Source organism: Kitasatospora arboriphila, from assembly GCF_039528095.1.
In the GTDB taxonomy this organism is placed as follows: Bacteria; Actinomycetota; Actinomycetes; order Streptomycetales; family Streptomycetaceae; genus Kitasatospora; species Kitasatospora arboriphila.
The window spans coordinates 1-14,950 of record NZ_BAAALD010000100.1 but is presented as its reverse complement, the minus strand read 5'-3'; the positions used below and the strand labels follow the sequence as shown (position 1 = coordinate 14,950).

General features: G+C 74.4%; 11 protein-coding genes and 1 pseudogene. 6 read left to right on the top strand and 6 right to left on the bottom strand.

Going from position 1 to position 14,950, the window contains the following annotated elements; translation table 11 throughout:
* Positions 1 to 41: 41 nt before the first annotated feature.
* The 4 genes from glpK to mmuM form a co-directional block, all read right to left on the bottom strand.
* Positions 42 to 1,574, bottom strand: a complete 1,533-nt coding sequence (gene glpK, locus ABD353_RS33090) for a glycerol kinase GlpK (protein WP_344627384.1) — start codon at positions 1,572 to 1,574, stop codon at positions 42 to 44.
* A 93-nt stretch (positions 1,575 to 1,667) separates the two neighbouring features.
* The gene (locus tag ABD353_RS33085; protein ID WP_344627383.1) at positions 1,668 to 2,387 is read right to left on the bottom strand and encodes an MIP/aquaporin family protein; all 720 of its coding nucleotides are present in this window, start codon (positions 2,385 to 2,387) and stop codon (positions 1,668 to 1,670) included.
* Between the two features lie 361 nt (positions 2,388 to 2,748).
* Entirely contained in the window at positions 2,749 to 3,513 is a 765-nt protein-coding gene (locus ABD353_RS33080) for an IclR family transcriptional regulator (RefSeq protein ID WP_344627382.1), read from the bottom strand.
* Between the two features lie 119 nt (positions 3,514 to 3,632).
* A complete protein-coding gene (mmuM, locus tag ABD353_RS33075) occupies positions 3,633 to 4,679 on the bottom strand; it encodes a homocysteine S-methyltransferase (protein ID WP_344627381.1) in 1,047 nt (348 codons plus the stop codon).
* A gap of 288 nt (positions 4,680 to 4,967) precedes the next feature.
* On the opposite strand from mmuM, the pseudogene ABD353_RS40615 reads away from it, so the two are divergent.
* The 6 genes and pseudogenes from ABD353_RS40615 to ABD353_RS33050 form a co-directional block, all read left to right on the top strand.
* Positions 4,968 to 5,378: pseudogene (locus ABD353_RS40615) on the top strand (NUDIX domain-containing protein); the annotation flags it as partial.
* Between the two features lie 181 nt (positions 5,379 to 5,559).
* Positions 5,560 to 5,874, top strand: a complete 315-nt coding sequence (locus ABD353_RS40610) for an NrtR DNA-binding winged helix domain-containing protein (RefSeq protein WP_425555303.1) — start codon at positions 5,560 to 5,562, stop codon at positions 5,872 to 5,874.
* Positions 5,871 to 6,950 (top strand): serine/threonine-protein kinase, encoded by a 1,080-nt coding sequence (locus ABD353_RS33065; RefSeq protein ID WP_344627380.1) that lies wholly within the window; start codon positions 5,871 to 5,873, stop codon positions 6,948 to 6,950. Before ABD353_RS40610 ends, ABD353_RS33065 begins: the two co-directional genes overlap by 4 nt.
* A 10-nt stretch (positions 6,951 to 6,960) precedes the next feature.
* Positions 6,961 to 7,953 (top strand): hypothetical protein, encoded by a 993-nt coding sequence (locus ABD353_RS33060; RefSeq protein WP_344627379.1) that lies wholly within the window; start codon positions 6,961 to 6,963, stop codon positions 7,951 to 7,953.
* Positions 7,954 to 8,098: 145 nt separating this feature from the next.
* On the top strand, positions 8,099 to 9,979 hold the full coding sequence (locus tag ABD353_RS33055) for an adenylosuccinate synthetase (RefSeq protein WP_344627378.1): 1,881 nt from the start codon (positions 8,099 to 8,101) through the stop codon (positions 9,977 to 9,979).
* 190 nt (positions 9,980 to 10,169) lie between these two features.
* Complete coding sequence (locus ABD353_RS33050; protein WP_344627377.1) at positions 10,170 to 12,188, top strand: acetoacetate--CoA ligase; 2,019 nt, start codon at positions 10,170 to 10,172, stop codon at positions 12,186 to 12,188.
* A gap of 106 nt (positions 12,189 to 12,294) precedes the next feature.
* Here the strand turns inward: ABD353_RS33050 and ptsP are convergent, their stop codons facing one another.
* Together ptsP and ABD353_RS33040 are read right to left on the bottom strand one after the other, a co-directional pair.
* The gene (gene ptsP / locus ABD353_RS33045) at positions 12,295 to 13,965 is read right to left on the bottom strand and encodes a phosphoenolpyruvate--protein phosphotransferase (RefSeq protein ID WP_344627376.1); all 1,671 of its coding nucleotides are present in this window, start codon (positions 13,963 to 13,965) and stop codon (positions 12,295 to 12,297) included.
* A 35-nt stretch (positions 13,966 to 14,000) separates the two neighbouring features.
* Entirely contained in the window at positions 14,001 to 14,450 is a 450-nt protein-coding gene (locus ABD353_RS33040) for a PTS sugar transporter subunit IIA (RefSeq protein WP_344627375.1), read from the bottom strand.
* Between the last annotated feature and the right edge of the window lie 500 nt (positions 14,451 to 14,950).

Below are 14,950 nucleotides of genomic sequence, written 5' to 3'. Positions count from 1 at the left end.
GGGCGGCGGGGGGGCGGGCCCCCCCCCCGGCCGGCTGTTCGTCAGCTCTGCTCGTCCTCCTCGACCCAGCCCATGGTGCGCTCCACGGCCTTGAGCCACTTCTTGTACTCGCGGTCGCGGGTGGCCTCGTCCATCCGCGGGGTCCACTCGGCGGCGCGGTGCCAGTTGGCCCGCAGGGTGTCGAGGTCGCTCCAGAAGCCGACCGCGAGGCCCGCCGCGTAGGCCGCGCCCAGCGCCGTGGTCTCAGCGACGTAGGGGCGCTCGACCGGGGCGTCCAGGACGTCCGCGATGTTCTGCATCAGCAGGTTGTTGGAGGTCATGCCGCCGTCGACCTTGAGGGCGGTGAGCTCCACGCCGGAGTCCTTCTGCATGGCGTCGACGACCTCGCGGGTCTGCCAGGCGGTGGCCTCCAGCACGGCCCGGGCCAGGTGGCCCTTGGTCACGTACCGGGTCAGACCGGCGATCACACCGCGGGCGTCGGAGCGCCAGTACGGGGCGAACAGGCCGGAGAAGGCCGGGACGAAGTAGGCGCCGCCGTTGTCCTCGACGGTGGAGGCGAGGGTCTCGATCTCGGCCGCGGTCGAGATGATGCCCAGCTGGTCGCGCAGCCACTGCACCAGCGAACCGGTGACGGCGATCGAGCCCTCCAGGGCGTAGACCGGCTTCTGGTCGCCGATCCGGTAGCCGACCGTGGTCAGCAGGCCGTGGTAGGAGTTGACGACCTTCTCGCCGGTGTTCAGCAGCAGGAAGGTGCCGGTGCCGTAGGTCGACTTGGCCTCGCCCTCGTCGAAGCAGGTCTGGCCGAACAGCGCGGCCTGCTGGTCGCCGAGCGCGGAGGCGACGGGCACGCCCTCCAGGTCGCCGATCGCGTGGCCGTAGACCTCGGCGGAGGAGCGGATCTCCGGGAGGACCGTCATCGGCACCTCCATGGACTCGGCGATCTTCTCGTCCCACTCCAGGGTGTGGAGGTTCATCAGCATGGTGCGGCTGGCGTTGGTCACGTCGGTGACGTGCTTGCCGCCGTCGACGCCGCCGGTCAGGTTCCAGATGACCCAGGTGTCCATGGTGCCGAAGAGGATGTCGCCGGCCTCGGCGCGCTCGCGCAGGCCCTCGACGTTGTCCAGCAGCCAGCGGATCTTCGGGCCGGCGAAGTAGCTGGCCAGCGGCAGGCCGGTCTCGCGGCGGTAGCGGTCCTGGCCGACGTTGCGGCCGAGCTCGCGGCAGAGCGCCTCGGTGCGGGTGTCCTGCCAGACCAGCGCGTTGTGGACGGGCTCACCGGTGTTCTTGTCCCACAGCACGGTGGTCTCGCGCTGGTTGGTGATGCCGATGGCGCGGATGTCGTCCTTGGTGAGGCCGGCCTTCTCGAGGGCCCCGCGGATCACCGACTGGACGCGGGTCCAGATCTCGGCGGCGTCGTGCTCGACCCAGCCCGGCTGCGGGAAGATCTGCGAGTGCTCCTGCTGGTCGACGGCGACGATCCGGCCGTCGGCGCCGAAGATGATGCAGCGGCTGGACGTGGTGCCCTGGTCGATCGCGGCGATGTAGTTCCCGGTGGGCGTGGTGCCAGAAGTCATGGGGTCCTCGATCTGGATGAGGGATGCAGGGACGGGCGGGCCTGACGTGGGGTCAGTCCCCGTGGGCGGGTGCCGGGCAAACCCCGGTCGGGCTCAGAAGACGATGTGGTAGAAACCGCCGGCCAGCAGGCCGCCGATGGCCGGGCCGGCCACCGGGATCCACGCGTACGACCAGTCCGAGCTGCCCTTGTTGGGGATCGGCAGCAGGGCGTGGGCGACGCGCGGCCCGAGGTCGCGGGCCGGGTTGATCGCGTAGCCGGTCGGGCCGCCGAGCGACAGGCCGATGCCGACCACGGTGAGCGCGACGATCAGGATGCCGGTGCCGGAGAGGCCGAGGCCCTTGTTCAGGCCCTGGGTGAGGATCGCGAGGCAGAGCACGAAGGTGCCGATGATCTCGGTGAGCATGTTCTGGATCGGGTTCCGGATCTCGGGACCGGTCGAGAAGATGCCGAGGGTGGGCTCCTCGTTGGCCTGGAACTGGCCGAGGTAGGTGACCCACACCAGGACGGCGCCGATGAACGCGCCGAGCATCTGGGAGCCGATGTAGAGCGGGACCTTGCTCCAGTCGCCGGTGTCGGCGGCGATGGCCAGGGTGACTGCCGGGTTGAGGTGGGCGCCGGACTTGGGGGCCGACATGTAGGCGGCGATGAGGACGGCGAATCCCCAGCCGAAGGTGATGGCGAGCCAGCCGGCGTTGATCGCCTTCGACTTCTTGAGCGTGACCGCGGCGCAGACGCCGCCGCCGAGGAGTATCAGAGCGGCGGTGCCGAGGGTTTCGCCGACGAAGATGTCGCCGTTGGAGAAAGCGGACACAGAGACTCCCTTGTCCTGATGGCCCGGACGTGCGTGTGCGGGTGGGGGCAGGTGTGCCGGGTCGATCCGGTGCGGGTGAGCGCAGTGGGAGCGGATCTTCCCGGCCGCCGTTCGACAATGTCGACCGACATGCGGAAGCTTCCACCGCGGCCACCCTCCACGTCAAGGCAGGGTTACGCACCTGTGACGGACGGGGGCGCAGGGACGCGCCGAACGGGCCCGGGCCGTCCACGGAACGGGTGAGCCGGGGCCCTCCGGGCGCCGCCAGGGGCCCGTGGACATGCGAAAGGGCGCGGACGGGCTGCTCGCCCGTCCGCGCCCCGCGCGTACGTCCTCCGTGGCCCCGGGGCCGCGGAAGGGGTCAGAACCGTCCGGCGCCCAGGTCCCGGGAGATCGCCCGGGCCGCGCTGCGCACCGAGGCGACCAGCGACGGCTTCACGAAGCCGTCCTCCGTCACCGTCTCCACCGGTCCGCTCACGCACACCGCGCCGACCGGGTTGCGCCGCCGGTCCTGGATCAGCGCACCGATCGACGCCACCCCCTCCCAGGTCTCCTCGATCGAGTCGGCCCAGCCCCGCTCGCGGATCAGCGCGCACTCCGCGTCCACGTCCGCCGGATCGGTCAGTGTGCGCAGCGTGTAGGGCTCGTACGGCCCGTCGCCCAGCTGGCCGCGGGCGACCGGGTCGTAGGCCAGCAGCACCTTGCCCAGCGCGGTGGAGTGCAGCGGCTGCATCGAGCCGACCTCCAGCACCTGCCGGGTGTCGTCCGGGCGGAAGACGTGGTGCACGATCAGCACGCCCTGCTGGTGCAGCACGCCCAGGTAGACCGTCTCGCCGCTGGCCCGGGCCAGGTCGTCCGCCCACACCAGGGCGCGCGCCCGCAGCTCGTGCACGTCGAGGTAGCTCTGGCCGAGCCGCAGCAGCTCGGCCCCGAGCTGGTACTTCCCGCTCTCCGGGTCCTGTTCGACGAAGCCCTCCTGCTGCAGCGTGCGCAGGATGCCGTGGGCCGTGCCCTTGGCCAGGTCGAGCGCGGTCGCGACCTCGGAGAGCCCGAGCCGGCGCTCACCGCCGGCCAGCAGGCGCATGATCGCGGCGGCCCGGGAGAGCGACTGGATCGGGCCGGGCATTGGCTACCTCCCCTGACAGGCGGTCGACATTGTCGACCGAAGTGTTGACGGCACGAGTCTGCCAGGCCGACGGCCGGACGCGCACCTTTCCGATCACTCCGCACCCCGCGCGGACCCGTTCACCCCGCACCGCGCACCGCGCGCGCGAGCCCCGCGATCTCCCGCTCGCCGACCCGGCAGCAGCCGCCGACCAGCCGCGCCCCGTCCGCCAGCCAGCCCGTCACCCGCTCCGGACGGAACGTCGGGCCGCCCCGCCAGTCCCGGGCCGCGGCGTCCCACGCCTCGCCGCTGTTGGGGTACACCACCACCGGCAGGCCCGCCGCCCGCGCGGCCACCGGCACCGCCCGGTCGGCGTCGGCCGGGCTGCAGCAGTTCACCCCGACCGCCACCACGGCGTCCACCCCCGCGGCCATTCCCAGCGCGTCCTCCAGCGGCTGCCCCGCCCGGGTCAGGCCGCCCTCCGCGCTGAACGACAGCCACACCGGCACCCCCAGCCCGTCGACCGCCCGCAGCAGCGCCTCCGCCTCGACCATGTCCGGGACGGTCTCCAGCGCCAGCACGTCCGGGCCCGCCGCCGCCAGCACCTCCAGCCGCGGCCGGTGGAAGCGCTCCAGCTCCGCCACGCCCAGCCCGTACCTGCCGCGGTACTCCGACCCGTCGGCCAGCACCGCGCCGTACGGGCCCACCGACGCCGCCACGAACAGCGGACCGGCGGCGATCGCGCCCGGCCGCGCCGGCGCCGCCCGCCCGTCCTCCGCCCGCCCGTCGTCCGCCCGCCCCGCCTGCCGGGCCGCTGCCCGCGCTGCCTCCGCCCGCTCCGACTCGGCCTGCCGCGCGGCCTCCCGGGCCAGGCGCACGCTCAGCGCGAGCAGCCGTTCCGCCTCGGCCCGTCCCGTCCCGCGGCGCGCGAACCCCTCGAACGAGGCCTGGTAGCTGGCGGTGATCGCGACCTGGGCCCCGGCCCGGAAGTACCCCAGGTGCGCCGCCGTCACCGCCTCCGGCGCGTCCGCCAGCAGCCGGGCCGACCAGAGGGCGTCCGAGAGGTCGTGCCCGGCGTCGGCCAGCTGGTTGGACAGTCCGCCGTCCAGGACCAGCGGGCCCGCCGCCAGGGCGGCTGCGAAACCCGGACGGGCGCCCGGCGCGGCGGGCGGGGGAGCGGCGGGCACGGGACACCTCCTGCGGCGCGGGCCGACTCCTGCTGCAGGGCCGGTGCGGATGCCTGAACTGTAGAGCGGCCGCGGCCGCCGCGGAGGCCCGGGGCGCGGATCGGCCCGCGACCCGGCCGTACGGGCCGCCGCCGGGGCGAACCACCCGTACGAGTGATCGAAATCGGCTGGCGGCCGTCGGCCCGCTGCGCTACGTTGTTCTCACTTGGAGAACAACTCCCGGGTGTCGCTCGGCCGCCGGACGGTCCGACGGGCGCACCGCAGCTCCCACCGAAGGCAGGCACAGGCATGGCAGGCGACAGCGACACCGGGGGCCCGGGCGAGACCGCGGGCGGCGGCGAGCACGCCTGGCTCGCGGCCTACGACCCGCGTGCCTACACCCCCGTCGCCGTCACCGTCGACGTGGTCGCCCTGACGCTGCGCGCCGACGAGCTGCACGTCCTGCTGGTCGAGCGCGGCGAGCCGCCCTACCAGGGCTGCTGGGCGCTGCCCGGCGGCTTCCTCCGCGCGGGAGAGGAGGACCTCCCCGGCGCCGCCGTCCGCGAGCTCGCCGAGGAGACCGGCCTGCAGGGCACCCTGGAGGCCGCCGCCACCCTCAGCCGCATCCACCTGGAGCAGCTCGGCAGCTACGGTGCCCCCGATCGTGACCCGCGCATGCACGTGGTCTCCGTCGCCTACCTCGCCTTCGCCCCCGACCTGCCCGATCCGCAGGCCGGCACCGACGCCGCGGCCGCCGCCTGGCACCCGGTCTCCGCACTCGACCTGACCGCCTCCCGAACCACCGGGCCGGCCGCCGACACCCACGGGGGTGGCGTCGGCGGCCGGCGCGGGGGGGGGCCCCCCCCCCCCCCCCGGCACCCGGCTCGCCTTCGACCACGCCGTGATCCTCGCGGACGGCCTGGACCGGGCCCGGGCCAAGATCGAGTACAGCCCGCTCGCCACCGCCTTCCTCCGCCACGACTTCACCATCCCCGAACTGCGCGCCGTCTACGAGGCCGTCTGGGGCGAGCGGCTGCACGCCGGCAACTTCCACCGCAAGGTGCTCTCCGTACCCGGCTTCGTCGAGTCCACCGGCACCACCACCGAACGCGGCGGCACCCGCGGCGGCCCGCGCGCCCGCACCTACCACGCCGGCGACGCCCGCCTCCTCCACCCGCCGCTGCTGCGCCCCGCCCACGAGGACGACATCCGATGACGGCTCCGCGCACCGCCCGGCCGCCTGCCGGGCCCGGCCCCGCACCGCGCACCTTCGCGGACGCGGCCGCCGCCGTCCTCACCGCCACCGGCCCGGCGGAGCTGTTCCCCGCCGACCCGGCCGAGGCGGCCCGGCGCTACCGCCGCCTCGCCCGCCTCCTCCACCCCGACACCGCACCCGCCGCCGACCGCCCCCGTGCCACCGCCGCCTTCCTCACCCTCGGCCGGCTCTGGGAGCAGCACCAGGGGCCCGCCGGTGACACCACCGCCGAGCTGCGCACCGGCCGGCACACCTATCGGCTCGGCCCGGTCGCGGCCACCGGCGACATCGCCGTCCTGCGCGCCGCCACCACCGGGTCCGGCACCGAGGTGCTGCTCAAGATCCCCCGCAGCGCCCTCGACAACGACCTCCTCGAACGCGAGGCCACCGCCCTCACCCGGCTCGCCCGCCACGGCGACCGCCGCTTCCACGCCTACGCCCCCACCCTGCTGGAGACCTTCCACCACCAGGACACCGCCGACCCGGCCGGTGCCCCGCGCCAGGTCAACGCCCTCGTCCGCCGCGAGGGCCTGCGCCCGCTCACCGACGTCCTCGCGGCCCACCCCGACGGCCTCGACCCGCGGGACGCCGCCTGGATCTGGCGCCGCCTGCTCGTCGCGCTCGGCTACGCCCACCGCGCCGGGGTCCGGCACGGCGCGGTCCTCCCCGAGCACGTCCTCGTCCACCCCGCCGACCACGGCCTCGTCCTCGTCGACTGGTGCTACGCGGGCACCGGCGCGCCCGCCCCCGCGCCCGCTCTGGTCGAGCGCCACCGCGCGCTCTACCCGCCGGAGGTCCCCGCCCGACAGGCTGTCACCGAGGCCACCGACATCCACCTCGCCACCCGCTGCATCCAGCTGCTCATGGGCGACCGGGCACCGCGGCAGCTCCGCGCCTTCGTCGCCGGCTGCACCCTGCCCGCCGAGCCCCGCCGACCGCACGACGCCTGGAAGCTCCTCGCCGAGCTCGACGAACTGCTCCACACCCTCTACGGCCCGCGCACCTTCCGGCCGTTCCACCTGCCACCCACCGCCTGAGGAGGCCCCGATGGGCAGCGGCACCTGGTCCACCGACGTCTACGACGCCGCCGCGCACTACCGCGCAGGCACCGGCGCCAGCGCCTTCGCCTACAGCGACGCCACCACCCGCGGCGCCCGCTCCGGCTGGAAGGCCCACCCCAGCCTCGACCCGCACGCCCTCACCGTCCGCGAGAGCAGGGACTCCGACGAGCACCCCGCCTCGCTGGCGATCGCCGTCCTCTTCGACGTCACCGGCTCCATGCAGACCGTCCCGCGGACCTTGCAGACCAAGCTCCCCGAGCTCTTCGGCCTGCTGCTGCGCAAGGGGTACACCGAGGACCCGCAGATCCTCTTCGGCGCCGTCGGCGACGCCACCTGCGACCGCGTCCCGCTCCAGCTCGGCCAGTTCGAGTCCGACAACCGGATGGACGACAACCTCGGCAACATCCTGCTGGAGGGCGGTGGCGGCGGGCAGATGACCGAGTCCTACGAGCTCGCCATGTACGCCATGGCCCGCCACACCGCACTCGACTGCGTCGAGCGCCGCGGCCGCAAGGGCTACCTCTTCCTCATCGGCGACGAACTGCCCTACGGCAAGGTCAAGGCCCGCGAGGTCCGGGCCGTCCTCGGCGAGGACATCCCGGAGGACATCCCGGTCACCGCGATCCTCGCCGAGCTCCGGCAGCTCTACCACGTCTACTTCATCCTCCCGGCCGGCACCGCCTACGCGGGCAACGCCGAGGTCCTCGGCACCTGGCGCAAGCTGCTCGGCCAGCACGTCATCGAGCTCGACGACCTCGACGCCGTCTGCGAGACCATCGCCCTCACCATCGGCCTCGGTGAGGAGGCCATCGACCTCCAGGAGGGCCTCGACGACCTCGCCGACATCGGCTCCGGCGCCGTCGCCAGCGTCGGCAAGGCCCTGGACTCGCTCGCCCGCCACAGCAGGGAGGCGGCCGTCCCCGGCACCTCCCTGCTCGCCCCCGACGACCGCTCGACAGCCGGCACCACCCGCCTCTGAGCACCGCCCGCCCCACCCACGCTGCGGCCTGCCCGACCCCGGCCGGCCGCAGCGCGGGTCAAGCGCTGCCCGCCACCACCCGCCGCAGAACCCACCCGCCGCAGAACCCACCCGCCGCAGCACCCCGCACAGAACGGGCACCGCCGTGACCGACCCACGATTCGACGGACACGTCATCGTCTGCGACCTCGGCTACGGGGACGCGGGCAAGGGCACGATCGTCGACCACCTCTGCCGCGGCCCGCTCGGCCCCGACAGCCCCCACCCGGCCCGCGCCGTCGTCCGCCACAACGGCGGCGCCCAGGCCGCGCACAACGTCGTCACCGACGACGGCCGCCACCACACCTTCGCCCAGTTCGGCTCGGGCACCCTCGCCGGCGTCCCCACCCACCTCTCCCGGTTCATGCTGGTCGACCCGCTCGCCCTCGCCGCCGAGGCCCGCCACCTGGCCACCCTCGGCGTCCCCGACCCGTTCGCCCTGCTCACCGTCGACCGCCGCGCCCTGCTCACCACCCCGTACCACGCCGCCGCCAACCGCATCCGCGAACAGCGCCGCGGCCCCGACCGCCACGGCTCCTGCGGCCTCGGCATCGGCGAGACCGCGAGCTACGCCCTGGACCACCCCGAGGACGCCCCGACCGCCGGCGACTGCACCCGCCCCGCCCGGCTGCTCACCCTCCTCACCCTGCTCCGCGACCGCCTCGCCGACCGGCTCGGCCTCGACCCCGCCGAGCTCCCCGCCCCGCCGCCCGCCGACTGCGCCGAGGCCTTCACCGCCTTCGGCGCCCGGGTCCGCCTCACCGACGGCGACCACCTCGCCCACCTGCTGCGCACCGGCCCGGTGATCTTCGAGGGCGCCCAGGGCGTCCTGCTCGACGAGCACCACGGCTTCCACCCCCACACCACCTGGTCCACCACCACCTTCGCCAACGCCGAGACCCTGCTCGCCGAGTCCGGAGCCCCCGCCGCCGCCCTCCGGCTCGGCGTCCTGCGCACCTACACCACCCGCCACGGCCCCGGCCCGCTCCCCACCGAGGACAAGGCCCTCGACCTCCCCGAACCCCACAACACCACCGGCCGCTGGCAGGGCGCCTTCCGCACCGGCCACTTCGACACCCCCGGCCACCGCTACGCCCTCGCCGCCACCGGCGGCGCCGACGCCCTCGCCCTCACCCACCTCGACACCCCCGCCCACCACCGCGACCTGCGCCTCTGCGACGGCTACGAGCTGGACGGCGCCCCCCTGCACGCCGTCACCACCGGCATGGCCGGCGACCTCGACGCCCAGGCCCGCCTCACCGAGGCCCTCCTCCGCGCCCGCCCCGGCACCCTGACCGACCCCGGCCCCGACCCGCAGGACTGGTCCGACGCGATCGCCGACCGCCTCGGCACCCCCGTCCTCCTCGAGTCCCACGGCCCGACGTCCCGTCAGAAACACCTCCGCCGAGCCGCCGTCCACCGCAGTACCATCCACCCCATGACCACAGACCAGGCCGACCGGAAGACCTACGGCCCCGGCTCGCACTGCCACTGGTGCGGCACCCCCTACAGCCCCGGCACCGCCGCCTGGCCCCGGACGTGCCCCGGCTGCAACGAGATCAGCTACCGCAACCCGCTGCCCGTGGTCGTCACCCTCCTGCCCGTCGTCTCACCCGAGGCCGAGGGCCTGGTCGTCATCCGCCGCACCATCGAGCCGGGCTACGGCGAGCTCGCCCTCCCCGGCGGCTACATCGACTACGGCGAGAGCTGGCAGCAGGCCTGCGTCCGCGAGCTCCGCGAAGAGACCGGCATCGAGGCCGACCACACCCGGGTCACCCTGGTCGCCACCGACTCCGACACCGCCGGCGGCTTCCTCTGCCTGTTCGGCATGCTCCCCGCGCGACGGCTCGGCGAGCTCCCGCCCTCCGTCCCCACCTCCGAGACCGAGGGCTGGCAGTTCCTCCCCACCCCGTCCCGGCTGGCCTTCCCCTTCCACACCCGGGTGGCCCACGCCTGGTTCAACGGCGACTACGCCCACCTGGTCTGACCCCCGGCGGTCGCCACCGGCGCGGTGCCGCAGCGCCGCGCCCGGCCACCGGCGGGGGCCCCTGGCGCACCCGACGATCACATGGCAAGGTCTGCTCGTCAGCCACCACGCGGGCGGCGCCCGCCACGAGCAGCCCCGCCCACCGCCCCCGGCCACCGGCGGGGGCGCTCCACCCTGGGAGACCACCACCGTGAGCACCCCACCCGAAGGCCGACTGCTCTGGCGCCCCGACCCGGCCCGCGCCGCCTCCGCGCAGATCGTCGCCTTCCAGGCCTGGGCCGCCGAGCGCCACGGCGCCCCGGCGGCCCCGCTCGCCCCCGCGGACGACGACGAGCAGGCCGCCGCCCGCTACGCCGCCCTGCACGCCTGGTCCACCGAAGACCTGGAGCGCTTCTGGACGGCCGTCACCGAGTGGTTCGACGTCCGCTTCACCACCGCGCCCGAGGCCGTCCTCGCCGACCCGGCGATGCCCGGCGCCCGCTGGTTCCCCGGCGCCCGCCTCAACTACGCCGAGCACGCCCTGCGCGCCGCCGAGGACACCGACCGGGCCGACGAGCCCGCGATCCTCCACCTCGACGAGACCACCGAGCAGCCCGCCGCCCTCACCTGGGCCGAGCTCCGCCGCCAGGTCGGCTCGCTGGCCGCCGCGCTGCGCGCCCGCGGCGTCCGCCCCGGCGACCGGGTCGGCGCCTACCTGCCCAACGTCCCGCAGGCGATCGTCGCCCTGCTCGCCACCGCCGCCGTCGGCGCCGTCTGGACGTCCTGCGCCCCCGACTTCGGCGCCCGCAGCGTCCTCGACCGCCTCCAGCAGATCGAGCCCACCGTCCTCTTCGCCATCGACGGCTACCACTACGGCGGCAAGGACCACGACCGCACCGAGGTCGTCGCCGAACTCCGCCGCGAGCTCCCCACGCTGCGCACCGTCGTGCACATCCCGCTGCTCGGCGCCCCCGCCCCCGAGGGCTCCCTCGACTGGGCGGAGCTGGTCGCCGGCGACGACGAGCCGGTCTTCGAACCCGTCCCCTTCGACCACCCGCTCTGGGTGCTCTACTCCTCCGGCACCACCGGCCTGCCCAAGGCCATCGTGCAGAGCCAGGGCGGCATCCTCGTCGAGCACCTCAAGCAGGCCGCGCTCCACCTCGACCTCGGCCCGGAGGACCGCTTCCTCTGGTACACGTCCACCGGCTGGATGATGTGGAACTTCCTCGTCGCCGGCCTCCTCGTCGGGTCCACGATCGTCACCTACGACGGCAGCCCCGGCCACCCCGACACCGGCGCCCTCTGGTCCGTCGCCGCCCGCACCCGCGCCACCGTCCTCGGCACCTCCGCCGCCTACGTGATCGCCAGCCGCAAGGCCGACCTCCACCCCGGCCGCGACCTCGACCTCTCCGCCGTCCGCTGCCTCGGCACCACCGGCTCCCCGCTGCCGCCCGACGGCTTCCAATGGATCTACGACGAGGTCAAGAAGGACGTCTGGCTCGCCTCCGTCAGCGGCGGCACCGACGTCTGCAGCTGCTTCGTCGGCGGCGTCCCCACCCTCCCAGTCCACCTCGGCGAGATCCAGGCCCCCTGCCTCGGCGCCGCCGTCGCCTCCTGGGACGTCCAGGGCCACCCCCTCACCGACCAGGTCGGCGAGCTCGTCGTCACCGGGCCGCTGCCCTCCATGCCGATCGGCTTCTGGAACGACCCCGACGGCACCCGCTATCGCGACAGCTACTTCGACATGTACCCGGGCGTCTGGCGCCACGGCGACTGGATCACCGTCACCTCGCGCGGCACCGTCGTCATCCACGGCCGCTCCGACTCCACCCTCAACCGCCAGGGCGTCCGGATGGGCTCCTCCGACATCTACGAGGTCGTCGAACGCCTCCCCGAGATCGCGGAGTCCCTGGTCATCGGCGTCGAGGAGCCCGACGGCGGCTACTGGATGCCGCTCTTCGTCGTCCTCGCCCCCGGCGCGGACCTCGACGACTCGCTGCGTGCCCGCGTCCGCACCGAACTGCGCACCCAGCTCTCGCCCCGCCACGTGCCGGACGAGATCATCGCCGTCAACGGCCTGCCGCACACCCTCACCGGCAAGCGCATCGAGGTCCCCGTGAAGCGGCTGCTCTCCGGCACCCCGCTGGAGAAGGCGGTCAACCCGGGCTCGGTCGACAACATCGACCACCTCCGGTTCTTCGAGCACCTGGGCGCCGAGCGCCGCGGCTGAGCCCGACCCGCCGGCAGTCGCCGGACGGACCCGGACAGCCGAGCAGGGGCGCTTCCAACCCCCACGGTGGAAGCGCCCCTGCGAGCCCCGGCCCTGCCCCGGGCGTCTACTCGCCGGTCAGCACCTGGTGCGCCGCGGCACGCGCGTCGGCCGCGGTGTCCGCAGCCCGCGCCGCCGCCGCGGCACGCCTGCACTGCGCCAGCGTGACCTTGGCCAACGCCGTCCGCACGTACGGGATCGACGAGGCACCCATCGACAGGCTCGTCACCCCGAGCCCGGTGAGCACACAGGCGAGCAGCGGGTCGGCCGCCGCCTCACCGCACACGCCGCAGCTCTTCCCGGTCGCCAGCGCGGCCTCGGCCGACAGCGCGACCAGGTCCAGCAACGCCGGCTGCCACGGGTCCTGCAGCCGCGCCACCGCACCGACCTGCCGGTCCGCCGCGAAGGTGTACTGCGCCAGGTCGTTCGTCCCCAGCGACAGGAACTCGACCTCCTGCAGGATCGACCGCGCCCGCAGCGCCGCCGACGGGATCTCCACCATCGCACCGAACTTCGCGGTCAGCCCGGCCTCCCGGCAGGCGTCCGCGAACGCCTTCGCGTCCTGCCGGTCCGCCACCATCGGCGCCATGACCTCCAGGTGCACCGGCAGCCCCTCGGCCGCCCGGGCGAGCGCGCGCAGCTGCGCCGCCATCACCTCCGGGTGGTCCAGCAGCGTCCGCAGACCGCGGACACCCAGCGCGGGGTTCGGCTCGTCGGCCGGCGTCAGGAAGTCCAGCGGCTTGTCGGCCCCGGCGTCCAGCACCCGCACGACCACCCGGCGCTCCGGGAAGGCCTCCAGCACCTTCCGGTACGCCTCGAACTGCTTCTCCTCGCTCGGTGCCTTCGCCGAGTCGTCGAGGAAGAGGAACTCCGTCCGGAACAGGCCGACGCCCTCCGCCTCGGCCTCCAGCGCCGCCGGCAGGTCGGCCGGGCCGCCGATGTTCGCCAGCAGCGGCACCAGGTGCCCGTCCGAGGTCCGGCCCGGTCCGGAGGACGCGGCCAGCGCGGCCTTCCGCTCGGCCGCCAGCCGGCGCAGCTCCTCCTGCCGCTCGACCGAGGGGCTCACCAGCACCTCGCCGCTGCTGCCGTCGACCGCGACGACCAGACCCTCGGCGACCCCGGTCGCGCCCGGCAGCGCCACCACGGCGGGCACGCCCAGCGCCCGGGCCAGGATCGCGCTGTGGCTGGTCGGCCCGCCCTCCTCGGTCACGAAGCCGAGCACCAGCGTCGGGTCCAGCAGCGCGGTGTCCGCCGGAGCGAGGTCGTGCGCGAAGAGCACGTACGGCTCGTCGCTGTCCGGCACGCCCGGCATCGGCACGCCGAGCAGCCGCGCCACGATCCGGTTCCGCACGTCGTCCAGGTCGGCCACCCGGCCGGCCAGGTAGTCGCCGGCGGCCGCGAGCAGCGCCCGGTACGCGGCGAAGGCGTCGTAGATACCCCGCTCGGCACTGCTGCCGACCGCGATCCGCCGGCTGACGTCCGCCATCAGCTCCGGATCCTGCGCCATCAGCGCCTGTGCCTCGAGGACGGCCTGCGCCTCGCCGCCGGCCAGGTTGCCGCGCGCGATCAGGTCGGCCGCGACCGCGTCCACCGCGGCCTGGGCGCGCGCCTGCTCCCGCGGGGCGTCCTCACTGGGGATCTGCGTCGCCGGGGGTTCCAGCACGGCGGTTCCCATGTGCCGCACGGGGCCGATGGCGACCCCGTGACTGACTCCTACACCGCGAAGCATCGGTTCCACGTTCAGGGATTCCTTTCACCCGGCCAGCGCGGGGGTCAGTTCCAGGTGAAGAGTTCGCCGCCGGGGGTGATCTCACCGCTCTCGGCCACGTCCGCGAGCGCCTCCGCGGAGGCCTCCAGCGCGACGATCGGAGAGATCGGCGACTTGCCGGCGGCCTCGACGGCCGCCGGGTTCCAGCGGATCACCGGCTGGCCTCGCTTGACCTCGTCCCCCTTGCCGACGAGCAGCTCGAAGCCCTCGCCGTTGAGCTGGACGGTGTCGATGCCGAGGTGGGTGAGCACGCCGTGGCCGTCGGCGTCCACGACGACGAAGGCGTGCGGGTGCATGGACACCACGAGCCCGTCGACCGGTGCCACCGCCTCGGTGGGCTCGCGCACCGGGTCGATGGCGGTTCCGGGCCCGACCATCGCGCCGGAGAACACGGGGTCCGGCACGTTGGCCAGCCCGACGGCCCGCCCGGCGAGCGGCGAGGTCACAGTGGTCATGGTGGAGCCTCCCAGGTGCGGAGTACAGCGCGTGCGGCCGCAGAGCAGCGGCATCGGCATCAGCTGAAGCCTAAATCATGTCAACTTCGGACATACCGGCACGTAACGGCGGAGTGCGCCGAGCGGGGAAACCCCCCTGCTCCAGCGGCACGGAACCGTCCGCCACCGGCCCGTCGACACAGCAGTGAAGCGTCTGCGTCGACTCAAGTGGTCTAGTCCTCTGCGTCGATGCGCCGCACTCTACGGCATGCGGGGGAGTGCCGACGATGGCCCCGCACCGACGGCCCGCAGCCGCCGCCCACCAGAGGGGTGCTCCGTACGAGTGACCGCGGCGCGTCCCGATTTGGCGCTCGGGTCGAGACCGGCTAACGTTGCACGGGTCGCCACGCGGCGATGGTTAACTCAGCAAGTCGGGAACGTAAAGCGCCGGTTAAACGGTGGCAAACGGATCTGATAAGCTGGAAACACGAAAGAGCGAAACGCCCGGAGGGTCCGCTGGA